The sequence below is a fragment of the Saccharopolyspora sp. NFXS83 genome (genome assembly GCF_026241095.1).
Classification (GTDB): domain Bacteria; phylum Actinomycetota; class Actinomycetes; order Mycobacteriales; family Pseudonocardiaceae; genus Saccharopolyspora_C.
The window spans coordinates 106,260-129,676 of the sequence record NZ_JAPFGB010000004.1; the positions used below are offsets into that span (position 1 = coordinate 106,260).

Below are 23,417 nucleotides of genomic sequence, written 5' to 3' on the forward strand. Positions count from 1 at the left end.
AGCGCAAGAGCAACCCCGGCACGAGCACGAAGGAGTGCTGAGATGACCGACGCAGCCGAACTGCGCGCCGCAGTGCGGGATTTCCTCGCCGAGCACGATCCCGGTGGTGACCGGCTGGAGTTCCTGCGGGCCCGGTTCGACGCCGGGCTCGCGTGGGTGAACTACCCGGCCGGGCTCGGCGGCCGGGACGCGCCGCGCGAGTTGCAGACCGTCGTCGACGCGGAGTTCGCCGCCGCGGGAGCGCCGGACAACGCCCCGTCGCGCAACGGGATCGGGCTCGGCATGGCCGCGCCCACGATCCTGCGCTTCGGCACCGACGAGCAGCGCGCCCGCTACCTCCGCCCGCTGTGGACGGGCGAGGAGATCTGGTGCCAGCTGTTCAGCGAACCGGGTGCCGGCTCGGACCTGGCGGCGCTCGCGACCCGCGCGGTGCGCGACGGCGACGACTGGATCGTCGACGGCCAGAAGGTGTGGACCTCGTTCGCGCACAAGGCGAAGTGGGCGATCCTGGTGGCCCGCAGCGACCCGGACGCGCCGAAGCACAAGGGCCTGTCGTACTTCGTGTGCGACATGACCGACCCCGACGTGGAAGTGCGCCCGCTGCGCCAGATCACCGGCGAGGCCGAGTTCAACGAGGTGTTCCTCAACGGGGTGCGCATCCCCGATTCCCAGCGGCTCGGCGAGATCGGCCAAGGCTGGCAGGTCGCGATGGGCACCTTGATGAACGAGCGCGTCGCCATCGGCGGCGGCAACACCGGGCGCGAGTCCGGCATGATCGGCGTGGTCGCGCGGGAATGGCGCGACGACCCCGAGGTGCGGACTCCCGGTGCGCACGACCGGCTGCTGCGGCTGTGGGTGGAGGCGGAGGCGACCCGGCTCACCGGGCAGCGGCTGCGCCAGCAGCTCGCCGTCGGCACCCCCGGGCCGGAAGGGTCCGCGGTGAAGCTGGCGTTCTCCCGGCTCAACCAGGAAATCTCCGGCTTCGAACTGGAACTGCTCGGCGAGCAGGGCCTCGCCTACGGGGACTGGACGCAGCGCCGCCCGGAGACCGTCGACTTCACCGGCCGCGACCCCGGCTACCGGTACCTGCGGGCGAAGGGCAACTCCATCGAGGGCGGCACCTCCGAGGTGCTGCGCAACGTCATCGCCGAGCGGGTGCTGGGGCTGCCGCCGGAAATCCGCACGGACAAGGACGTGCCGTGGAAGGAGCTGCCGCGATGAGCACCGACCTGCTCTACACCGAGGTCGAGGAGGACCTGCGCGCCGCGGTGCGCCGCGTGCTGCGGGACCGCTGCGAGGTGAGCACCGTGCTCGCCCGCTGCGAATCCGACGAGCCCTACGACCTGGCGCTGTGGCGAACGCTGGCCGGTGAGCTGGGCGTGGCCACGCTCGCGGTGCCCGAGGAGCTCGGGGGCGGCGGAGCCGGAGTCCGCGAACTCGCCGTGGTGGCCGAGGAACTCGGCCGCTCCGTGGCGCCCGTGCCGTTCCTCGGCACCGTGCTCGCCACCGCCGCGCTGACCGCGGCCGATGCGACCGAGCCGATCGCCGAGATCGGCGCGGGAACGCTGGTGACGACCCTCGCCGTCGGGCTCGCCACCCGGCCGTCCGCGCGGATCGAGCCCACCGTGCGGGTGGAAGGCGGGGCGCTGACCGGAACCGCGACCGCCGTTGTGGACCTGGAGGTCGCCGACCGGGTGCTGGTGCCCGCGACCGGCGCGGACGGCACCGGCCTGTACCTGGTGGACACCGCCGACGCCGGAGTCGCCCGGACTCCGGTGACGCCGCTGGACCTGACGCGGCGGTTCGGCACGCTGGAGCTGACCGGGGCCCAGGCCTGGCTGGTCGCGGCGGACGCGGCTCCGGTGCTGCGGCGGGCGTTGCTCACCGCGGCCGGAGTGCTGGCCGCCGAACAGGTCGGCCTCGCCCAGCACAACCTCGATTCCACAGTGGAATACGTGCGGACCCGCTACCAGTTCGGCCGTCAGATCGGCTCGTTCCAGGCGGTCAAGCACCGGCTGGCGGACCTGTGGTCCGGCGTGAGCACCGCCCGAGCCACCTCCCGCAACGCCGCCGACGCCTTCACCGGCGGCGATGTCGACGCGGAGGCGGAACTCGCGGTCGCTCTCGCCCAGGCCTACTGCTCGGACCTGGCGGTGCTGGCCGTGGAGGAATCCCTCCAGCTGCACGGCGGCATCGGCATGACCTGGGAACACCCCATCCACCTCTACCTGGGCCGGGCCAAGAGCGCCCAGCTCACCTTCGGCACCGCCGAACACCACCGCGCCCGCATCGCCGAGCTCGTCGGCCTGCCGTCGGCCTGAACGGCCTCCCGGACAACTCGACCCTCGTCGCAACAGGAGTACGAATGCGAGTCTTCACCAGCCCGACCGAAGTCCACGAGGCGCTCGGAGCAGAGCTCGGGACGAGCGACTGGCTGACGATCACCCAGGAGCAGGTGGACGGGTTCGCCGACGCCACGTTGGACCACCAGTGGATTCACGTGGACGCCGACCGCGCGGCGCAGGGCCCGTTCGGCGGGACCATCGCGCACGGCTTCCTCACGCTGAGCCTGCTGTCGGCGCTCAACGCGCAGACCTACCGGTTCGAGAACGTCAAGATGGGCATCAACTACGGGCTGAACAAGGTGCGGTTCCCGAACCCGGTGCGGGTCGGCGCGCGGGTCCGCTCGCGCACGAGGCTCGCCGAGATCACCGAGATCGACGGCGGCCTGCAGCTCACCGTCGAGTCCACGGTGGAGATCGAGGGCGCGGACAAACCCGCCTGCGTCGCCCAAGGTCTCACCCGCGTGCTGTTCTGAGCACCCTCCCCCGGCCGCATCGCGCAGCGGTCCGGGGGGGGCGGGTGTTCAGCCGGGGAACGTGCCCGCCCTGCCGAGCAGGGCGGGCACTTCCTTGCCCAGCCGCTCGCCGATCCACGTGCCCGTCTCGGCCAGCGCCGGCCCGTCCAGGCCGGTGCGCACGCCCATTCCGGCGAGCAGGTACTCCAGGTCCTCGGTGGCGATGTTGCCGGTGGCGTTCGGCGCGAACGGACACCCGCCGATGCCGCCGACGCTCGCGTCCAGCGTCGCGGCGCCTTCCTGGAACGCGGCGACGGCGTTGGCGTAGCCGGTGTTGCGGGTGTTGTGGAAGTGGCAGCGCAACGGGACGGCGGGCGCCACCTCGCGGGTGCGCGCCAGCAGGTCCACCACCTGGGTCGGGACGCCGGCGCCGATGGTGTCGGCGAGCGCGATCTCGGCGGGACCCGAGTCCGCGATGCGGCGCGCCAGCTCGGCGACGTGCGCGGCGGAAACCGTTCCCTCGAAAGGACATCCGAAGGAGGCGGCGATCGTCACCGTCGGCCGGATCCCCTCCCGGTGCGCCCGAGCCGCGAGCTCCGACCACAGCGCGAGGCCCTGCTCGGTGCTCATCCCCTGGTTGCGCTCGCTGAAGGTGTCGGTGGCGACGACGACCACGTTCACCTCGTCGACGCCGGCCTCCAGCGCCCGGTCGAAACCGCGGCCGTTGAGCACCAGGCCGATGTAGCTCACGTCCTCGCGGCGCGGCACGGCGGCCATCACCTGCTCGGCGTCGGCCATCTGCGGCACCCGGCGCGGATGCGCGAAGGACACCGCTTCGATGCGCCGCACCCCGGCGGCGATGGCGCGTTCGATCAGCTCGACCTTCATCGCGGCGGGCAGCAACGTCGCCTCGTTCTGCAGCCCGTCGCGCGGCCCCACTTCGACGACCTCGACCTGCCCCGGAAAACCTGCTCGCATCCCCACGCCTCCCTTTCGCGCCAACGTTGACCCCTCCGCGATTTCGCGAGAAATCGAACGACCCGACCCGCGGAACCCCTGGTCGCGACGTTTCGATCGTCCGAGCTCTCGTGAAATCGCGGGAGCCCGCAGGTGGCGGCTCCGCCCACAACCGGGTTGCGGCGGCAGCTCACCGCCCCACTTTCGTACACAATCCTGATCCTCGCATCGTGCACCTCCCTGCATTCAAGCGTCCAGCCCCTTGATTCACCTGGACCCGGTGGCTACTTTGTACACAATTCGAGCCAGGAGGTGGACCGTGTCACAGGCCGCGACGCGGGCGTACTCGGATCTGCGCCAGGCGATCCTCACCGGTGCGCGCCCGGCGGGCACCCGGCTGCGGGAGGAAGAGCTCGCCGAGACCTTCGGGCTCAGCCGCACGCCCGTGCGGGAAGCGCTGCGCCGCTTGGAGGCCGACGGGCTGGTGCGGCTCGTCCCGCACCGCGGCGCCGAGGTCGTGCGGTTCGAGGACGAGGACGTGGACGAGCTGTTCGACCTGCGCTGCCTGCTCGAATCGCACGCCGCCCGCCGCGCCGCCGAACGCGGCGACACCGACGTCGCCGCGCTGCGCGAGCTCTGCGAGCAGATGGAACACCTGCTGCACGACCTCGACGACTCCGGCTACGAGCAGATCACCCGGCTGAACATGGAGTTCCACCGCGCCGTGCACCGCGCGGGCGGGCGCCGCCTGCTGCCGGACCTGCTGTCCCGCGTCATCGACGTGCCGCTAGTGCGCCGGACCTTCCACCAGTACACGGCCGCCGAGCTGGACCGCAGCTTCGCACAGCACCGCGAACTCGTCGACGCCATCGCGGCGGGCGACGGGGACTGGGCGAACGCGGTGATGCAGTCGCACCTGCGCGCGGCCCGCTCCTCGCTGGGCCGGACCCCGCCCGGCGGCACCTCCGCACCCGAGCACGACGCGGAATCCCCCGTACAGCGCACTCCCGACGAAAGGCAGGGCCAGTGACCGCCTCTCCTCCCGGACCGTTGGCCGACCTGCGCGTCGTCGAGACCGGTTCGCTGATCGCCGGGCCGTTCTGCGGCCAGCTGCTCGCCGACTTCGGCGCCGAGGTCATCAAGGTCGAAGATCCCGCCCGCGGCGACCCGATGCGCGAATGGGGCGTGCACAGCGAAGGCACGTCGCTGTCCTGGCCGGTCATCGCGCGCGGCAAGAAGTCCGTGACGTGCGACCTGCGTTCCGCCGAGGGCCAGCGCATCCTGCGCGAGCTGGTGGCGCAGGCCGACGTGCTGGTGGAGAACTTCCGCCCCGGCACGCTGGAGCGCTGGGGCCTGTCCCCGGAGGCGCTGCACGAGATCAACCCCGGGTTGGTGCTGGTGCGCGTCACCGGCTACGGCCAAGACGGGCCGTACTCGGGACGCGCCGGGTTCGGTTCCATCGGCGAGGCCATGGGCGGCCTGCGCCACGTCACCGGTGAGGCGGACCGGCCGCCGAGCCGCACCGGGATCTCGCTCGGCGACTCGTTGGCGGGCACGTTCTCCGCGCTGGGCGCGATGATGGCGCTGCACGCGCGCCAGCGCACCGGCCGCGGGCAGGTCGTGGACACCGCGATCTACGAGGCGGTGCTGGCGTTCATGGAGTCGCTACTGCCGGAGTGGCAGCTCGCCGGGCACCGCCGCGAACGCACCGGCGCGATCCTGCCGGGCATCGCCCCCAGCAACGCCTACCCCACCGCCGACGGCGCCGAAGTGATCATCGGCGCGAACCGGGACACCGTGTTCACCCGCCTGTGCGCGGCGATGGACCGCCCGGAGCTGGCCGCCGAGGACGAGCTCGGCACCCACAGCGCGCGCGGCGAGCGGCAGCGCGAACTCGACGAGCTGATCTCCGCGTGGACCCGCACGCTGCCGACGGACGAGCTGCTGGACCGGCTGCACGAGGCGGGCGTGCCCGCGGGCCGGGTCTACACGGCCGCCGACATGGCCGAGGACCCGCACTTCGCCGCGCGCAAGGCGATCGTGCGGCTGATGCACCCCGAGCTGGGCGAGTTCCCGATGCAGAACGTGGTGCCGCGGCTGTCCGACACGCCCGGCGAGGTGCGCGGCCTCGGACCGGAACTCGGTGAGCACAACGACGAGGTGTACGGCGCGCTGCTCGGCGCCGACGCCCGGCAGCTCGCGCGCTGGCGCGAGGCGAAGGTGATCTGACCCGCAGCTCGCGCGCTGGCGCGAGGCGAAGGTGATCTGACCCGGCCGACCGGACCACTCCTCCGCGAACAGGAGAGACCACGATGGATCAACGACGATCCGCCGACCGCCCGCTGCGCGAACCGATCCGCCACCCCTGGTTGTGGGTCGCGCTCGCGGTCAGCGTGCTGGCCGGCATCCCGCTCTACCTCGCGCCCGGCCTGGTTCGGCCGCTCGTGTTCGGCATACCCGCGTGGCTGGCGATCTCGGTGCTCGCGACGCTGGTGTTCGCCGCGCTGACCAGCTGGATGTGCCTGCGCTGGTGGAACCTCGCGGAACCCGCGGAGGAAGCCGCCCGCGCCGAGGATCGGAGCGCGGCATGACCGGACTCAGCTTCGCCGGGCTCAGCGGCATCATCGTGCTGATCACCTACGCGGTGGTCATGCTGGTCATCGGGTTCTTCGCGGGCAAGGGCGCCGAAGCGGGCAAGAGCGTGCGCGGCTACTACCTCGGTGGCGGCGGGCTCGGCTTCACCGCGCTGTTCTTCACGCTCTACGCGACGCAGTACAGCGGCAACTCCATCGTGGGGTACGCGCCGGAGGCCTACCGGTCTGGATTCCTGTGGTGGCAGTCGGTTCCGTTCATGATCGCCGTCATCGGCGGGTACCTGCTGTTCGCTCCCCGGCTCTACGTCATCGCCAAGCGCGAAGGCTTCGTCACGCCGACCGACTGGGTGCGCCACCGCTTCCGCTCGACGAAGCTCTCGGTGCTGGTGGCGCTGCTGATGCTGTGGGGCCTGGCGAACTACCTGCTGGAGCAGCTGGTCGCGATGGGCCAGGGCATCGCCGGGCTCACCGGGGAGACGGTGCCGTACCAGCTCGGCGTGGTCGTGTTCGTGCTCGTCATGCTGATCTACTCGTGGACCGGCGGGATGCGCGCGGTCGCGTTCACCGACGTCATGCAGGGGATCGCCCTGCTGATCGGGACCGCGGTGCTACTCGGCGGCGCGCTGTACCTGGTCGACGGCGACGTCGCCGGGGTCACCCGGCACCTGGTGGAGACCGCCCCGGAGAAGGCCGGCGTGCCCGCCCGCGAGGACTCGGTGAACTGGCTGTCGATGATCATCATGATCGGGCTGGGCGCCGCGGTGTACCCGCACGCCATCCAGCGGATCTACGCCGCGCGCTCCGAACGCACCCTCAAGCGCTCGCTGGCGATCATGGCGTGGATGCCGCTGGTGACCACCGGAGTCGTCTTCCTCGTCGGCATCATCGGCATCCAGCTGTTCCCCGGACTGTCCGAAACCGGCTCCGAGCAGCTCGTCGGCGTGATCGCCAACGAGGTCGCCGGGATCAACCTGTTCTTCTACATCACCATGATCCTGCTGTTCGGCGGCGTGATCGCGGCGATCGTGTCCACCGCGGACTCGGCGCTGCTGAGCTTCTCCGCGGTGATCTCGCGGGACGTCTACGGCCGCTACCTGAACCCGCGCGCCTCCGAGTACAAGCAGGTGCTGGTCGGCAAGGTCGCCGGGATCGTCGCCGTCGCGCTGCTGCTGGCGCTGGCCTGGAACCCGCCGAGCACGCTGTACAACATCTTCGTGCTCAAGTTCGAGCTGATCGTGCAGCTCGCGCCGGTGTTCATCCTCGGCCTGTACTGGCGGCGGATGGCGGCAGCGCCCGCGTTCTGGGGCATGATCGCCGGCGCCGGGCTGGCGGGACTGCTGACCGTGCTCGACCTGGGCCCGTTCTACGGGGTGCCCGGCGGGCTGGTCGGGCTCGGGCTCAACGTGGCGATCTGCACCGTCGGCTCGCTGCTAGTGCCCGCGCCGACGGAGGAGTCCGTTCCGCGCGGGTTCGCTCCCCCTCTCGTCAGCGGCGGAGCCGCTGAGCAGTGAGCACCGGAGCAAGGCGACCACCCGCTGGTTCTCAGCGGCTTCCTCGTGAGGACCGCGATCGAACGGTCCCGCAGCGGGGAAGCCGCTGAGGTTCCACCACCCGGACACCTGCGCAGGTCGCACGGAAGGGCTCTGCTGGGCTCGCGTTCACAACCTGATGCCCATGCCCGGCCCGAGCGGCAGGTCCGCGAAGTAGAACGCGGTGAGGATCAGGGCCCACAGCAACCAGAACGGCACGACGAACGGCGTCATCCGCGCGACCAGCGTGCCCAGCCCGGCGTTCGGCTCGTAGCGGCGCAGGTACCCCAAGATGATGATCATGTACGGGTTGAGCGGAGTCATGATCTGCGTCGCCGAGTCGCCCACCCGGAACGCCGCCTGCGCGAAACCCGGCTCGAAGCCGAGCAGCGCGAACATCGGCACGAACACCGAGGCCATCAACGTCCACAGGCTCGACCCGGAGATGATGAACAGGTTCAGCACCGAGGCCAGCACCATGAACCCGAGGAACGCCGGATACCCCGCCAGTCCCAGCGCGGTCAGCAGGTTCGCGCCGCCCACGGCCAGCGCCGCGCCCAGGTTCGTCCAGTTGAACAGCGCGATGAACTGGCCGAGCATGAACGCCAGCACCAGGAATCCCGTCAGGTCCCGCAACGCGCCCGCCATCAGCTTCGGCACGTCCGCGGCGCGCGCGACCGCACCCACCTGCACGCCGAACGCGATGCCGGGCACGATGAACGCGAGGAAGATCAGCGTCGTGACGGAGTCCAGCAGCGGCGACTCCGGCAGGAACCCGCCGGAGTCGTTGCGCAGCGGCGAACCGGGCCACAGCACCAGGGCCAGCACCGCCGCGAGCAGGACGGCCGCCGCGACCCCGGCCCACCGCAGACCGCGCCGTTCCGCGGCGCTGAGCACGACGGTGAGCCGCTCGCCCACCTCCGGGCCGCCCTCCCGCTGCACGGACACGTCCACATCGGACTCGGGCACCGCCTCTTCGCGAGGAACACCTCCGCGGACCATCCGCGGCTCGATGACCCGGTCGATCAGGAACCCCGCCAGCAGGGCCAGCAGCACCGAGGACGCCACGTTGAAGTAGTAGTTCGACACCGGCGTCACCGCGGCCCCCGGATCCGGCAGGATCGAGGCGACCTCGTTGCTGATCCCGGAGAACAACGCGTCGAGGCTCGTCACCACCGGCGCCGTCGAATACCCGGCGCCCGCCGCCGCGAACCCGCCGAGCAGGCCCGCGACCGGATGCCTGCCCGCGGCCTTGAACACCATCGCCGCCAACGGCGGCAGGATGATCATCGCGGAGTCGGCCATCACGCTGGAGGTGATGCCGACGAACCCCACCGCGTACGGCAGCACCCAGCGCGGCGCACCGCCGAACGAGGCCCTGATCAACGCCGTGAGCAGCCCGGTCCGCTCCGCCAGCCCCACCCCGAGCATGATCGTGATGACGGTCTCCAGCGGTGGGAAGCCGATGAAGTTCGCGGGCATCTCGGTGAACAGGAACTCCAGCCCCGCACCGGACAACGCCGCCCGCACCGGGGTCTCCTGCTCCGCGCCGGGAATCCGCACCGACACCCCGAACGCGGCGACCGCAGTGGACACCACGGCCACCAGCAGCAGCAAAAAACCGAACAGCAGGAACGGATCGGGCAGCTTGTTGCCCGCCCGCTCGACCAGGTTCAGCACCCGATCAAGCCTGCTCTGCTTCGCGGGTGCGGCGGTGTCGGCCATGCGAACTCCTGCTGCGGTGCGGCGGTCGGCCACGCCCCCGGCACCGCCGGCGGGCGCTGGGAGGAACCTAGTCCTCCGACCGGCGGCGGTGAAGGTGCGAGCCCGACCTCCCGCAGGGCGGGACGGGCGCGCGGGCGGCGCGAACGCCTCCCGCGCGCCCGGTCAGCCGCGCCGCAGCGCCCCGACCGGCTCGCCGATCACACCGAGCGGTCGTAGACGACGCGGCCGACGGTGCTGCCCTCGCCGACGCGGCGGACGCCGTCGGCGACCGCGCCCAGCGGGAGCCGCTCGCTGATCAGCGGGCGGATCAGGCCTTCGTCGGCCAGCCGGGCGAGCTCCCGGTGCGCGTCCACCACCAGCTGCGGGTCGCGCTCGTTGTACAGGCCCCAGTGCAGGCCCACGATCGAGTAGTTCTTGATCAGCGCGTGGTTCAGGCCGGGTGTGGGGATCGTGCCGCCCGCGAAGCCGATGATCAGGATGCGACCTTCGAAGGCGATGCACTTCGTGGAACGCGTGTAGGTGTCGCCGCCCACCGGGTCGTACACCACGTCGGCACCCTTGCCGCCGGTGAACTCCTTGACGACCGGCACGAAGTCCTCGCTCTGCCGGTCCACCACCAGGTCGGCTCCGAGCTCCTTCGCCACCTCGGCCTTCTTCGGCCCGCCGACGACGCCGATCACCTTCGCCCCGGCCGCCTTGCCGAGCTGCACCGCCGCGCTGCCGACACCGCCCGCCGCCGCGTGCACCAGCAGCGTTTCGCCTTCGCGCAGGCCCGCGCGCCGGTGGAGTCCGAAGTGGCCGGTCTGGTAACCGATGAACAGGGAGGCGGCCTCCGCGTCCGACAACGACTCCGGTGCCGGGAAGGTTCGCGGCGCGTCCATCAGCGCCAGTTCCGCGAACCCACCGGTGGGCAGCGCCGCCGAGCCGAGCACCCGGTCGCCCGGCGCGAACCCGGTCACACCCTCGCCGACCTCCACGACCTCACCGCACAGCTCCACGCCCGGCGTGAACGGCAGCGGCGGCTTGATCTGGTACTGGCCGCGGCACAACAGCACGTCCGGGAAGTTCACCGGGGTCGCCAGCACCCGCACCACCAGCTGCCCCTCGCCCGGTCGCGGATCAGCCACCTCGTCGAGCCGCAGCACGTCCTGCGGTTCACCGTTCTCGCTGAGCTGCCACGCCTTCACACGCCACCTCCGAAAGGGAGCTCCGCCGCTCCTCGTTACCGCCCGCGACCGGTCATGGCCGCAGGGATGTCAGCAGCAGATCCGCGAAGTGCTCGCCGATCTGCTCGCCGGTCAGCTCACCGTCGCGCCGGAACCAGGTGCCCAGGTGGTGCACCGAGCCGAAGAAGAAGTCCACGACGAGCTCCGCCGGCTTGTCGGTGCGGAACACGCCCGCCTCCTGGCCTTCCTCGATCAGCGCCCGCACCCGCTCGTGGTAGCGGCGGCGCTGCGCCCGCACCTCGGTGCGCTTGTCCGGGTGCAGCAGGTGCATCGACCGGAAGAAGATCACCGTGTCGTCCAGGTTCGCCGCCGTCGTGGCCACCACGTCCGAGGCCACCGCGTGCAGCCGCTCCGCGACCGGGGCACCGCCGCCCGCGTCCCGTTCCATCCGAGCCGTCTGGACGCGCAGCACCCGCGCGTAGATCTCGTAGAGCAGGTCGTCCTTGGAGCCGAAGTAGTGGTACATCGCGCCCTTGGTGACCCCGGCGGCGTCCACGATCTGCTGCACCGAGGTCGTCTCGAACCCGTGCTCGGCGAACAACCGCGTCGCCGCCGCCAGCAGTCGCTGCGGCACCGTTCCGGCGGCCTCCGGCGCCGTACGAACCTCCGCCATGTGCGCCTCCCTCTCGGGGTCTTCGGAATGACCTGCGTAACGGGTCGGGTGGCGGAACCTCAGCGGTGGTCATCTTCCGCTGGCTGGTCACTGCTCAGCGGCTCCGCCGCCGGCACGACACAGAACAAGAACGTTCCGCATGGCCCCTGCCCCCATCAGGCTAGCGACCGGGAGATCACGCCAGCCCGCGTTGCAGCTTGCGCATGCCGCCGTGCCACTTGGCGGGATCGGTCGCGCGCAGCGCGTAGTACTGCGCCACCTCGGGGTGCGGGAGGATCAGGAACCTGTCGTCCCGCAACGCCGCCAGCACCTCGTCGGCGACCTGGTCCGGTTCGATCGCGGCGTCGGCCAGCAGCTTCTTGCCCGTTTCACCGGTGCCGTCGAGCAGGTTGGTGCGCACGCCCTGCGGGCACAGCGCCTGCACGGTGATGCCGCGGTCGGCGTAGGTGATCGACATCCACTCCGCGAACGCCAGCGCCGCGTGCTTGCTCACCGAGTACGGCGCCGAGCCCAGCATCGTGAGCAGCCCGGCGGCCGAGACGGTCGCCAGGAACCGGCCCTCGCCGCGTTCCAGCCACTGCGGCAGCACCGCTCGAGCCGCGCGCACGTGGGCCATCACGTTGACCTCCAGCGACCGCGCCCACGCGGACTCGTCCGCCTCCGGGCCGCCGCCGTCGGCGACTCCGGCGTTGGCGCAGAACAGGTCGATCCGCCCGTGGCGCTCGGTCGCGGCACCGACCAGGTCGGCCACGCCCTGCTCGCTCGCGGCGTCGCCCGGCACGGCCAGCCCGCCGACCTCGGCGGCCACCGCCCGCGCCGCGTCCGCGTCGAGGTCGTTGACCACGACCGACGCGCCCTGCTCGGCGAACCGGCGGCTCAGCGCGGCGCCGATGCCGTTACCGCCTCCGGTGACCACCGCCACCGATTCCGCCAGCCGCATCACACACCTCCGGTGAGCGTCAGTCCACCGTCGAGGGTGAGGATCTGCCCGGTCACCCAGGACGCCTCGTCGGAGAGCAGGTACGCCGCCGCGCCGCCGATGTCGTCCGGTACGCCGAGGCGCTTGAGCGGGTAGCCCGCCGAGACGCCGTCCTCGTCCTCGGCGTAGAGGGCGGTGGCGAACTTCGTCTTCACCACGGCCGGTGCCACCGCGTTGACCCGCACGTTCGGCGCCAGCTCCACGCCGAGCTGCTGGGTCAGCAGCGACAGCATCGCCTTGGTCCCGCCGTAGTAGCCGATGCCCGGCGAGGGGCGCTGCCCGGCTACGGAAGAGACGTTGAGGATCGAACCGCCGTGCTCCTTCATCCACGCCCGGTACACCTGCTGGGTCCACGACAGCGCGGCGAGCACGTTGACCTCGAAGGTCTTGCGCGCGACCGCGTGGTCCACGTCGATGACCGGGCCGTAGGCCGGGTTGATGCCGGTGTTGTTGACCAGGATGTCGATCCGGCCGTGGTCGCTCAGCGCGCGGTCGACGACCTCGGCTTGGTGCTCGACGTCGTCGGCCTTGCCCGCGACGCCCTGCGCGTTGCCCTCGCCGAGCGTCGCCACCGCCTCCGCCAGGGGCTCCGGATTGCGGGCGGTGATGATCACCTTGGCGCCCTCGGAGACCAGCCGTTCGGCGATGCCGAGGCCGATGCCGCGGCTGGCACCGGTCACGATCGCCACCCGGCCGTCGAAACGCTTGCTCATGCGATGCTCCCACTCGAAAGACCGACCAGTCGGTACGGACCAGTCAACGGGCTGCCCCAGGGTCGCGTCAAGCCTCGGGACCACCTCGCCGGTGGCGCGGCGGACTCACCCGGCACGGCCCACCCGACCGGCAATCCACACCACCGGACCACCCATCAGGCCCTTGACCTCACGTCGTGCAGCTGTCCCGCCTCCGGGGGCCGCGGCGGCCGAAAATTGCTCCCCACTGGGCTCGCCAGCAAAAACGAAGATCGTTTACTCGGGCGGGTGGCGATTTTCAACGCAAACGGACGCATCGCCCGAAAGATTAGGCCGGGTCCTCCGTCAGTCGGACGGACGCGGCACGCTGTGCGACACGATTGCTACATCCAGTGATTCACCATTGCGGAGCGCACGATCGCGCACACGTTTGGCCCAGAACGCGCTACGCTGGGGACATGACAGTCGCGCTGGAGACCATCCTGGCCCGAGCAGGATTGCGGGTCACCGCCAACGAATTCCTCTCGCTCGTCGAGGACGCGGCGAAGAGGCTCATCACGCCGCAGGTCGACCCAGCAGCGCACTTCACCGGCTCCGAACGCGAAGCCCTCGGCGAAGCCGGGCTGGACCTCGCGCCGCTCGCCGCGAACGAGACGGATCCGCGCGCCCGGACGGTAGCCGAGCAGGCGGTGCTGCGCGACACCGCGCTGTCGGTCAACCAGGCGGCGGAGCGCATCGGCGTCGATTCCAGCCGCATCCGGCACCGCATCGGCGACGGACGGCTCATCGGGTGGAAGGACCGCGGCGGCTGGCGGCTGCCCGCCTGGCAGTTCAGCGACAACGACGTGCTGCCCGGCTTGGAAACGGTGCTCACCGGCATGCCGCAGGACCAGCCCGCGCTGGTGCTCGCGAAGTTCATGACGACGGCTCAGGACGACCTGGAACTCGGCGACCGGCCGGTCAGCCCGCGGGAATGGCTGCTCGCGGGCGGCAGCGCGCGACGCGTCGCCGACCTCGCGTCCGCGATCGGCACCCCGGCCTGATCCGACCCGGACCGCGAACCCACCAGGACATCCGTTGGCAAGACTCCCCCAGCCGCCGGCGCCGGCGGTACTGCAAGCCATGCTGCGACGTACCGAGGACGTGATCGCGGTACCCGCGGGAACTCGGCTCGCCCGCGTGTTCACCTCCGGCGGCAACCACCCGCAGCAGTGGGACAGCTTCCGCTACGCCGGGCCGCTGCCGCACGCGCGCTTCGACCCGCACCTGCCCAACACCCAAGGCGGTCCGACGGTCACCCGCGAGCACGGGGTGCTGTACTTCTCGCTGTCCGTGCGCACCTGCGTCGCCGAGGTCTTCCAGGCGACGTCCACCGTGGACCGCCGCACCCGCAAACCGCACCTGGTGCTGTTCCGCCCGCGCCGGACGCTGCGGCTGCTGGACCTGGCCGGGCTGTGGGCGACCCGCGCGGGCGCCTCGCAGGCGATCAGCAACGGCCCGAAGGAGCGCACCCAGGCGTGGGCGCGCAGCATCCGCGCGGCCTACCCGGAACTCGACGGGCTCTGGTACCGCTCGGCGATGGACGGGGGCAACCCGTCGCTGTGCCTGTGGGACCCGCCGTCGGCGACGGCCCTGCCGGACGCCCCCGACGTGCTACTGCCGCTGGACCACCCCGGACTGGACGTCCCACTGGGCCGCGTGTGCAAGGAGCTCAACTACACGCTGCTCGACTGACGGACTTCGGCAGACCAACGAAAAGAGAACCGCGCGGCACCCCGGTCGGGTGCCGCGCGGTTCTCCTCGTTCAGGTCAGGACTTCTCGGGCTCCGGCTGAGCCGCCTCGTCCTTGCGGGACTTCGCCAGGCTCGCGACCGTCGTGATCGCCAGCACGCCGATGATCACGCCGAGGGACATCCAGTTGTTGATCTCCAGCCACTCGGGCACCGCGTGGTACTCGTGCAGCGCGTGGATCACCAGCTTGATGCCGATGAACCCGAGGATGATCGACAGCCCCACGTTCAGGTAGACCAGCTTGTCGACCAGCCCGCCGAGCAGGAAGTACAGCTGCCGCAGCCCCATCAGGGCGAAGGCGTTCGCCGCGAACACCAGGAACGGGTCCTGGGTGATGCCGAAGATCGCCGGGATGGAGTCGACGGCGAACAGCAGGTCCGCGCTGCCGATGGCGACGATCACCACGAACATCGGGGTGAGCCAGCGCTTGCCGTCGATCTTCACGATCGACTTGGTCTCGTGGTACTCCTCGGTCACCGGGAACACCTTGCGGACCCAGCGGACGACGACGTTCTCCTTGTACTCCTCGTCCTCGTCCTTGTTCCGGATCATGCCGATCGCGGTCCAGATCAGGAACGCGCCGAACACGAAGAACACCCACACGAAGCGCTCGATCAGCGCCGCGCCGACCGCGATGAACGCACCGCGCATGACCAGGGCCAGCAAGATGCCGATCAGCAGCACGCGGTGCTGGTGGATCGCCGGGACCGCGAAGCTGGACATGATCACCATGAAGATGAACAGGTTGTCCACGCTCAGGGAGTACTCGGTGATGTAACCGGTGAAGTACTCGATCGCGAAGTGCTGATCACCGAAGATCCACACTCCGATGCCGAACGCGACGGCGCACGCGATGTAGAAGACGACCCAGCGAGCGGCCTCGCCAGTGGTCACCTCGTGCGGCTTGCGGTCCACGATCACGAGGTCGATCAGCAGCAGCAGGGCGAGCCCGCCCAGCGTCGCCGCCCAGATCCACCAAGGAACGTGCAACGAATCGACCGCTGCTTGAGCCTGCTGGGCCGCCATCATCCTGGCACCCATCGATCACCTCCGGTTCAGGGCATGCGCCGGGACCGGAGGTCTCTTCCACCGGCGTACCGGTCGACGGCACCGGGTCCCGGCAGCAGCCTAGAGGCAGCCGACGAGGCCGTGATGACGATGCCGCCGCGAAGGAATACTCCCCTCCACAACGTTGCCAAGATTGTCACTTATGCACTGCTTCGAACACCAGCCCGGGTTGATCGACCCGAATGCGCACGGAAGACTACGGCGAGCTACCTGAAGCCACAATGCCCTGGTCAAAGCATCACCCGTTGCGGGGTACCGGTGCCACCGTGTGACCAATCCCATCGATCGCACCAACTTCACTCGAACGAATGGGCGATCGCACCGGTTCGACGTCCGGTTATGATCGCCGCGCCCGCACTCGGGGATGCGGCCGTGCACCGAACGACTCGACGAATCGCGAGGGTGACGCCGCAGGAAGCGACCGGATTTCTGTTCGGTTGCTGCTTCATAGCGTCTTCGCCCTGGCCCGCCTCAGGATGAATCCGTTGCCGCCTCTTTCCCCTACTGTCGGCCCCGTGCCCAAGCTCCTCCGCCACGGCAGGCGTTTCCTGCTGCTCATCGTGATCGCCGTACTCCTGGTCAGCGGCGTGGCGGCGCTCTGGTCCGGTGAGCGCGAGCAACCGGCGCCACCGGCGCCGCGCGAAGCGCTCATCGACGTCCAGGACGGCCCGGACGGGCTGGAGCGCATCCAGATCGACGCCACCCTCTACGCGCCCGCCACCACCCCGGCGCCGGCGGTGGTGATCGCGCACGGCATGGGCGGCGACAAGACCGACGCGGACGGGCAGGCGCGGGACCTGGCCCGGCGCGGGTTCGCGGTGCTGACGTACTCGGCGCGCGGATTCGGCGGGAGCACCGGCCGGATCGCGCTGAACTCGCCGGACTACGAGGTCTCCGACGCCCGCCAGCTCGTGGACTGGCTCGCGCGGCAGCCGGAGGTGCAGCGCGACCGCGACGGCGATCCGCGCGTCGGCGTGACCGGCAGCTCCTACGGGGGCGCGCTGAGCCTGCTGCTGGCGGGAAGCGACGAGCGGGTGGACGCGATCGCGCCGGTGATGACCTACAACGACCTCGGGCAAGCGCTGCTGCCGAACGCGGCGGGCACCGCGCCGCCGCCCGCCGACACCCCCGCGCACGGCGCGTTCGGGCCGGCCGGCGTGTTCCGGCGCGCGTGGGCAGGGCTGCTGTTCGCCACCGGCGGTCCCACCACGGGCGGCGCCGGAGCTCCGGTGCGAGCCGACGACCGGACCCGCACGCCGCCACCCGCGACCTGCGGGAACTTCACCGCCGAGGTGTGCGCCGCCTACAGCGAGCTCGCCCGCACCGGTCGCGCGTCGGCGGACACCCGCAAGCTGCTGGCGTCGGTCTCGCCCAGTTCGAAGAACGGGAACATCCGGATTCCGACGCTGCTGGTCCAGGGCACGCAGGACACGTTGTTCGGCTTGGACCAGGCCGATGCCAACGCCCGCCAGATCGCCGCGGCGGGCGGCGACGTCAGCATGCTGTGGTTCGCGGGCGGCCACGACGGCTCCGGCCCGCAGGCCCGCGTCCAAGCGCGCATCGCCGACTGGTTCTCCGCCCACCTGCGCGGAGCGGGAGCACCGGGCAACCGCTTCGAGTACGACATCGCCGGAACCGCGCGCCGGGACGGCGACGTGCCGGTGCGCACGATGGCCTCGCCCGACTACCCGGGGGTGCGGTCGGATCGCACGCCGCGGTTCTCGCTGGACCTCACCGGCCCGGCCACCACCGTGGTCAACCCGCCGGGCGGCTCCCCCGCCGCGCTGAGCTCGCTGCCCGGTTCCTCGGATCGGGGGGATCGGCCCGAACCGCGGGACCTGCCGGGGCAGGTCGCGAACTTCCGCACCGAACCGGTGTCCTCGCAGCTGCTGGTCTCCGGCGTGCCGCAGACGCGGTTGTCGGTGGCCGCGGTCCCCGGCCAGCCCACGACCGGCGACGCGGTGCTGTTCGCCAAGCTCTACGACGTCGACCGCGAGGGCCGCAAGGAACTGGTGGGAGACGCGGTCGCTCCGATGCACGTCACGGGGCTCCGCCCCGACGGCAGGCCCGTGGAGGTGAACGTGGCGCTGCCGGGCGTGGTGCATTCGGTGGAGACCGGGCACCGCTTGGAGCTGGCGGTGACGACCACCGATCAGGCCTACGCGGTGCCGGTCGAATCGGCGGTGCACCGGGTGGACGTGACCGGGGACCGGGCGTTGTCGGTGCCGTCGGTGAAGGCCACCGGCATCACCGGCGGCACGTTCCCGGCGGCGCCGGTGGCGGCCATCGCCGGGGTCCTCGCGCTGCTCGGGGCGACCTGGCTGCTCTCCCGGCTGCGACGCCGCTACGCGCGGCCCGAGGAGCCGGAGGCGAACGGGCCGCCGCTGGAGATCACCGACCTGACCAAGACGTACCCGCACAAGGTGACCGCGGTCGACGGGGTGTCGCTGCGCGTGGAGCGCGGGCAGATCGTGGGCCTGCTCGGGCCGAACGGCGCGGGCAAGACGACGACGCTGCGCCTGCTGCTGGGGTTGCTGCACCCGAGCGCCGGGCAGATCCGGGTCTTCGGGCACCGCGTCGAACCGGGCGCACCGGTGCTCTCGCGAATCGGTTCGCTCGTCGAATCGCCCGGCTTTCCGCCGCACCTGACCGGGCTGGACAGCCTCAAGCACTACTGGGCGGCCACCGGCCGGCCGATGTTGCAGGCGCGGTTCGACGAGGTCGTGCACATCGCCGGACTCGGTGACCACGCGCACCGCCGTACCGCCACGTTCAGCCAAGGAACCCAGCAACGGCTGGCGATCGCGCAGGCCATGCTGGGGCTGCCCGACCTGCTGGTGCTCGACGAGCCGACGAACCGGCTGGACCCGCCGCAGATCCACCAGATGCGCGAGATCCTGCGCCGCTACGCGGCGACCGGGCGGTGCGTGCTGCTGTCGAGCCACCTGCTGTCCGAAGTGGAGCAGACCTGCACGCACGTGATCGTGATGCACCGCGGCAAGGTGATCACGACGGGCAGCGTGGAGGAGATCGTCTCCGTCGACGGGCAGGCGACGTTCCGCGTCGACGACCCGGAGCAGGCCGCCGCGGCGTTGCGCTCGCTGGAGGGACTGGGCGCGGTGCAGGTCGACGGGGACCTGGTGCACGCGGACCTGGCCGGGCACAGCCGGTCGATCGCGGTGAACGCGCTGGTCGCCTCCGGGGTGGCGGTCAGCCAAGTCGGGCCGCGCCGCAGGCTCGAGGACGCCTTCCTGAACCTGGTCGGAGAGGAGCAGCGCTGATGGCGGCGCGGTCGAACGGCGAATCCACCGAAATCCCGGCACCGGACCCGTGGTCCGCGCCGACCGGCGCGGCGGCTCCGGAGCACGGTGAGCAGTCGGGGCGGGAGACTCAGCCGCTGTCGACGGAGTCCGAGCTGCACCGGGCGGCGATCGCCCGCGCGCTGGAGTCCGGCGGTTTCCCCGACCTGGACCCGGCACAGCGGCGGCCGTCACCGATGTGGGGAGCCGACGCGATGCTCGCCGACGACCCCGAACCCGAGGACGAGCAGCCGCGCGCCGACGAGCTCGGCGCCGACCGGGCGGACGTGCGGGACCCGGAACGGCCCGATTGGACCTCGCCGACGTGGGAAGCCGAACGCGGAGGTTCGGAGGTGGCGACCGGCGACCACGCCGACGAACGGGCCGCGACCGCCGACGACGTGATCCCGGCGGGCCGCTCGACCGGCATCGCCTCCGATCACCCCCGCTTCACCGACTCCACGGGACGCTCCGGAATCGTCGAGACCGGCCAGGTCTCGGTCGCCGACCCGGCGGCGGAGACGGCGGCGGCCCTGCCGGTGAGCGCGCAGGACCCCACCCAGGCCGACGGCAGCGTGCAGGGCTACCGAGCGGGCCGGACGCTGCCGGTGCGGGTGGAGCTGGCCCGCCAGCTGGGGCGCAGGCGCACCCGGCTGGCGCTGGGGTTCCTGATGCTGCTGCCGCTGCTGCTGCTCGCCGCGTTCGAGATCGGCGACGACGGTTCCACCCCGCGGACCGGGGACCTCGCCGGGATGGCGACCTCCAGCGGGTTGAACTTCGCCGCGTTCGCCGTGTCGTCCTCGGCGGGATTCCTGCTGGTCCTGGTCGTCGCGTTGTTCTTCGGCGACACCGTGGCCAGCGAGGCGTCCTGGTGCAGCCTGCGCTACCTGCTCGCGGCGCCGGTGCCACGCGGCCGGTTGCTGCGGCAGAAGGCGATCGTGGCCGCGCTGCTGTCGCTGCTCGGGACGGTGCTGCTGCCCGCCGTCGCGCTCGCGGTGGGGCTGTTCTGGTACGGGCCGGGTGAGCTGGCGACGCCGAACGGCAGCGTGCTCTCGTTCGCCGCGGGCGCGGTGCACCTGGCGCTGGCGGTGGCGTACCTGGCGGTGCAGCTGAGCTGGGTCGCCGGGCTCGCCCTCTGGCTGGGCGTCAGCACGGACGCGCCGCTGGGAGCGGTGGGCGGCGCGGTCCTGGTCTCGATCCTCTCGCAGATCCTCGACCAGATCTCCGCGCTGGGGTCGCTGCGGTCGTTCCTCCCGACGCACTACGCGAGCGCCTGGTCGGACCTGCTCGCCGAAGACGTCGACTGGACCGGGATGGCCAACGGCACGTGCTCGGCGCTGATCTACGCGACGGTGTTCGTGACCTTGGCCCACTGGCACTTCCACCGCAAGGACATCACTAGTTGATGGGGGGCTGGGCTCGTTCTGCTTGGGTGGTCGTTCAGCGGAACCTCAGCGTCCTTCTCGCTGCGGGATCTTTTTCCCAAGTGGCTCCGCCACGAGGGAAAAAGCTGTCCTCGCGAGAAGGACGCTGAGAACCCGCGGGTGAGCGGCTTTTCTACGTGGGCTATGCGCTTCGCGCATACAGGCACGGCCTTCGGCCGCAAGGCAGGCAGGCTTCGCCGCCCTACTGCACGGCTTCGCCGCCCTACTGCACGGCTTCGCCGCAAAGGCACGGCTTCGCCGCAAAGGCACGGCTTCGCCGCTGGAACGTGGAGGTTCGAAGTCTGCTCGGGTCACGGTGGAGCTCATCGTCGGGCTCTCGGGTGCATGAGGAATCGATCCCGCAGCGAGGAAGCCGCTGAGGTTCCGCTACCCGGACACCTGCGCGGACCAAGTTCAAAGACAGCCGCTCTGGACGTCTGCGGCTTTCGGGGTAATAGGCTGCGGCGTATGGAGGTGTTCCACCTGCGGTACTTCGCGGCCGTCGCCGAGAACCTGAGCTTCTCCAAGGCGGCGCGTCAGCTGCACATGGCGGTGTCCCCGCTGAGCAGGCGGGTGCGCGACCTGGAACGCGAGCTGGGCGTGCGGTTGTTCGACCGCGACTCGCACAGCGTGAACCTCACCCCGGCGGGCGCCGCGCTGCTGCCGCTGGCCACCGATGTGCTGAGCCGCTTCGACGACCTCCCCGGCAGGCTGCGCCAGCAGGTCGACACCCGGCAGCGCGTGGTCCACGTGGGCGTGCCGCCGGGACTGCACCCGACGGTGCGGGAGCGGCTGCGGGAGTTCGACCGCACCGCGGGCTGCGAGGTGCGGCGCTGGCCGGGCGGCAGCCAGGACCTGCTCGACCAGGTGCGCCGCCGCGAGCTGGAACTCGCGCTGGTGCACCTGCCCGCGCACGCGGAGGGCGTGGAGTCCTGCGAGGTGCTGCGCGAACCGCTAGGGGCGGTGCTGCCGGCCGCCGAGTTCGCCGACCGGGAGTCGGTGTCGCTCTCGGAGCTGACCGGGCACGTCTACGCCCGCCCGGGTTCGGGCTTGTCACCGACCTACTTCGACCAGCTGGAGGTCCGGCTGGCCGCCGCGGGCGTGCACCGGCGCACGACGCTGAGCACGCGGGACTACTCGGGCATCGGCGAGTTCGTGGCCAACGGCGGCGCGTTCGGCATCTCGATGCTGGATCCGCGCAACCAGATGGGCCGCCCGTCGGAGCACGACCGGGTCGTGCTGCTGCCGTTCGCCGATTTCGACCCGGTGCTGGTGACCGGCTTGATCTGGCGCACCGATCGCGCGGAACCGGGCGCGGACCTCGCCGACCTGATCTCCGAAGCCCGCCACGCGCTCTCCTGACCTGCACTGACGACCGCGTGACCGCTGCGGTCACGCCAATGTTCGCCGATCGGGCGCACCGATCGATTGCCGCCGCCGAAAGCCTCCTCGTAGCGTCGTTAGCGAAGCAAAAGGATTCGCGCGAGGAGGAACTCCGCAGCCATGACAGCTCCCGCAGGCCCTGCCGCCGGCACCTCGGACGCAGGCCGGACAGGCCCCTTGGCGGGCGTCCGCGTCATCGACATGGCCACCGTCGTGATGGGGCCGTACGCGGCCCAGATCCTCGGTGACCTCGGCGCGGACGTGATCAAGATCGAGTCGCCGAAGGACACCGTCCGCAACGGCACGCTGCACCGCACTCCCGGCATGACGCCGCTGAACCTCAACGTCAACCGCAACAAGCGCAGCGTGGCGCTGAACCTCAAGGACGAAGCCGACCACGCGAAGGCGCTCCGGCTCATCGGCGGCGCCGACATCCTGATCACGAACATGCGCATCGGCGCGCTGCGCAGGCTCGGCATGGACCACCAGAGCCTCGCCGAGTCCTTCCCGCACCTGATCTACGCGCACGCGCAGGGGTTCCGGCCGGATTCCGACCGGGCGGACCTCGCCGCCTACGACGAGACGGTGCAGGCCGCCTCGGGGCTGCTCGACCTGGCCGATCGGGCCGGGGACATCGGCGCACCCGTGGTGCTGCCGAGCATCTTCGCGGACAAGGTCGCAGCGCTGACCATCGCCTACACCGCGCTCGCCGCGCTGCACCACCAGCGCGCCACCGGGCAGGGACAGCTGGTGGAGGTGCCGATGGCCGACACCATGCTCGCGTTCAACCTGGTCGAACACCTGCAGGGCGCCGCGTTCGAGCCGCCGATGGGCCCGACCGGATTCGCCCCGTCGCTGACGAAGGGGCATCGGGCTCGCCCGACCAAGGACGGCCTCGCGATGATCATCCCGTACAGCCCGCAGAACTGCCGCGACCTGTTCCACGCAGGCGGTCGCCCCGAGCTGGCGGAGGACCCGCGGGTCAACGGCGAGATCCTGGACGCCCTCAGCGACGGCGAGGCGATCGCCGAGATGATCGAGTCGGTGACGCCGAACCTGACCACGGCCGAGTGGATCGACGTGTGCACCGAGCACAGCATCCCCGTCGGCCCGGTGCTCAAGCTCGACGAGGCCGCCGACGACGACTACGTCCGCGAAGGCCACCTGCTCGACCTCACCGAGCACCCCACCGAGGGCGCCTACCGGATGGTCGGGGTGCCGGTGAACTTCTCCGCCACCCCTGCCTCGATCCGCGGCCACGCGCCGCTTCCCGGCCAGCACACCGACGAGGTGCTCCGCGAGCTCGGGGTCGCCTGAGCGCTTTCCCCGCGCTCACCGCG

At 71.2% G+C, this 23,417-nt stretch carries 20 protein-coding genes; 13 read left to right on the forward strand and 7 right to left on the reverse strand.

Going from position 1 to position 23,417, the window contains the following annotated elements; translation table 11 throughout:
* Positions 1–42: 42 nt before the first annotated feature.
* Genes OOZ19_RS05825 through OOZ19_RS05835 form a run of 3 tightly spaced genes read left to right on the forward strand, consistent with a single transcriptional unit; the run spans position 43 to position 2,818 of the window.
* Positions 43–1,221 (forward strand): acyl-CoA dehydrogenase family protein, encoded by a 1,179-nt coding sequence (locus OOZ19_RS05825; protein WP_266088958.1) that lies wholly within the window; start codon positions 43–45, stop codon positions 1,219–1,221.
* Complete coding sequence (locus OOZ19_RS05830; protein ID WP_266088959.1) at positions 1,218–2,321, forward strand: acyl-CoA dehydrogenase family protein; 1,104 nt, start codon at positions 1,218–1,220, stop codon at positions 2,319–2,321. Before OOZ19_RS05825 ends, OOZ19_RS05830 begins: the two co-directional genes overlap by 4 nt.
* A gap of 44 nt (positions 2,322–2,365) precedes the next feature.
* A complete protein-coding gene (locus OOZ19_RS05835; protein ID WP_266088960.1) occupies positions 2,366–2,818 on the forward strand; it encodes a MaoC family dehydratase in 453 nt (150 codons plus the stop codon).
* Between the two features lie 48 nt (positions 2,819–2,866).
* Here the strand turns inward: OOZ19_RS05835 and OOZ19_RS05840 are convergent, their stop codons facing one another.
* Positions 2,867–3,775: a hydroxymethylglutaryl-CoA lyase gene (locus OOZ19_RS05840; protein WP_266088961.1), complete on the reverse strand. Its 909-nt coding sequence runs from the start codon at positions 3,773–3,775 to the stop codon at positions 2,867–2,869.
* A 298-nt stretch (positions 3,776–4,073) separates the two neighbouring features.
* Between OOZ19_RS05840 and OOZ19_RS05845 the strand changes: the two genes are divergently transcribed.
* From OOZ19_RS05845 to OOZ19_RS05860, 4 genes are all read left to right on the forward strand, one after another.
* Positions 4,074–4,784, forward strand: a complete 711-nt coding sequence (locus OOZ19_RS05845; protein WP_266088962.1) for a GntR family transcriptional regulator — start codon at positions 4,074–4,076, stop codon at positions 4,782–4,784.
* Entirely contained in the window at positions 4,781–5,983 is a 1,203-nt protein-coding gene (locus OOZ19_RS05850) for a CaiB/BaiF CoA transferase family protein (protein WP_266088963.1), read from the forward strand. Before OOZ19_RS05845 ends, OOZ19_RS05850 begins: the two co-directional genes overlap by 4 nt.
* Before the next feature lie 83 nt (positions 5,984–6,066).
* Positions 6,067–6,345, forward strand: coding sequence for a hypothetical protein (locus OOZ19_RS05855; RefSeq protein WP_266088964.1), 279 nt, complete (start codon positions 6,067–6,069; stop codon positions 6,343–6,345).
* On the forward strand, positions 6,342–7,859 hold the full coding sequence (locus tag OOZ19_RS05860) for a sodium:solute symporter family protein (RefSeq protein ID WP_266088965.1): 1,518 nt from the start codon (positions 6,342–6,344) through the stop codon (positions 7,857–7,859). The genes OOZ19_RS05855 and OOZ19_RS05860 overlap by 4 nt, the downstream gene beginning before the upstream one ends.
* A 147-nt stretch (positions 7,860–8,006) precedes the next feature.
* Here the strand turns inward: OOZ19_RS05860 and OOZ19_RS05865 are convergent, their stop codons facing one another.
* From OOZ19_RS05865 to OOZ19_RS05885, 5 genes are all read right to left on the reverse strand, one after another.
* Positions 8,007–9,602: an AbgT family transporter gene (locus OOZ19_RS05865; RefSeq protein ID WP_266088966.1), complete on the reverse strand. Its 1,596-nt coding sequence runs from the start codon at positions 9,600–9,602 to the stop codon at positions 8,007–8,009.
* Between the two features lie 197 nt (positions 9,603–9,799).
* On the reverse strand, positions 9,800–10,789 hold the full coding sequence (locus tag OOZ19_RS05870) for an NADPH:quinone oxidoreductase family protein (protein ID WP_266088967.1): 990 nt from the start codon (positions 10,787–10,789) through the stop codon (positions 9,800–9,802).
* Between the two features lie 52 nt (positions 10,790–10,841).
* A complete protein-coding gene (locus OOZ19_RS05875; protein WP_266088968.1) occupies positions 10,842–11,441 on the reverse strand; it encodes a TetR/AcrR family transcriptional regulator in 600 nt (199 codons plus the stop codon).
* Between the two features lie 175 nt (positions 11,442–11,616).
* Positions 11,617–12,381, reverse strand: coding sequence for an SDR family NAD(P)-dependent oxidoreductase (locus OOZ19_RS05880; protein WP_266088969.1), 765 nt, complete (start codon positions 12,379–12,381; stop codon positions 11,617–11,619).
* Entirely contained in the window at positions 12,381–13,133 is a 753-nt protein-coding gene (locus OOZ19_RS05885; RefSeq protein WP_266088970.1) for an SDR family oxidoreductase, read from the reverse strand. Before OOZ19_RS05885 ends, OOZ19_RS05880 begins: the two co-directional genes overlap by 1 nt.
* Positions 13,134–13,570: 437 nt before the next feature.
* On the opposite strand from OOZ19_RS05885, the gene OOZ19_RS05890 reads away from it, so the two are divergent.
* Positions 13,571–14,155 (forward strand): DNA-binding protein, encoded by a 585-nt coding sequence (locus OOZ19_RS05890; protein WP_266088971.1) that lies wholly within the window; start codon positions 13,571–13,573, stop codon positions 14,153–14,155.
* A gap of 34 nt (positions 14,156–14,189) precedes the next feature.
* Complete coding sequence (locus tag OOZ19_RS05895) at positions 14,190–14,846, forward strand: RES family NAD+ phosphorylase (protein WP_184480752.1); 657 nt, start codon at positions 14,190–14,192, stop codon at positions 14,844–14,846.
* A 75-nt stretch (positions 14,847–14,921) separates the two neighbouring features.
* On the opposite strand, the gene OOZ19_RS05900 is transcribed toward OOZ19_RS05895, so the two are convergent.
* Entirely contained in the window at positions 14,922–15,893 is a 972-nt protein-coding gene (locus OOZ19_RS05900) for a TerC family protein (RefSeq protein WP_266089145.1), read from the reverse strand.
* Positions 15,894–16,486: 593 nt separating this feature from the next.
* On the opposite strand from OOZ19_RS05900, the gene OOZ19_RS05905 reads away from it, so the two are divergent.
* The 4 genes from OOZ19_RS05905 to OOZ19_RS05920 all read left to right on the forward strand — a co-directional run bounded on the left by OOZ19_RS05905 (position 16,487) and on the right by OOZ19_RS05920 (position 23,394).
* Positions 16,487–19,252: an alpha/beta fold hydrolase gene (locus OOZ19_RS05905; RefSeq protein WP_266088972.1), complete on the forward strand. Its 2,766-nt coding sequence runs from the start codon at positions 16,487–16,489 to the stop codon at positions 19,250–19,252.
* A gap of 446 nt (positions 19,253–19,698) precedes the next feature.
* Positions 19,699–20,676: an ABC transporter permease gene (locus tag OOZ19_RS05910; protein ID WP_266089146.1), complete on the forward strand. Its 978-nt coding sequence runs from the start codon at positions 19,699–19,701 to the stop codon at positions 20,674–20,676.
* 486 nt (positions 20,677–21,162) lie between these two features.
* Entirely contained in the window at positions 21,163–22,056 is an 894-nt protein-coding gene (locus tag OOZ19_RS05915) for a LysR family transcriptional regulator (protein WP_266088973.1), read from the forward strand.
* Between the two features lie 141 nt (positions 22,057–22,197).
* Positions 22,198–23,394 carry a CaiB/BaiF CoA transferase family protein gene (locus OOZ19_RS05920; protein ID WP_266088974.1) on the forward strand — a complete coding sequence of 399 codons (1,197 nt, stop codon included), beginning with the start codon at positions 22,198–22,200 and terminating at the stop codon, positions 23,392–23,394.
* Positions 23,395–23,417 lie beyond the last annotated feature (23 nt).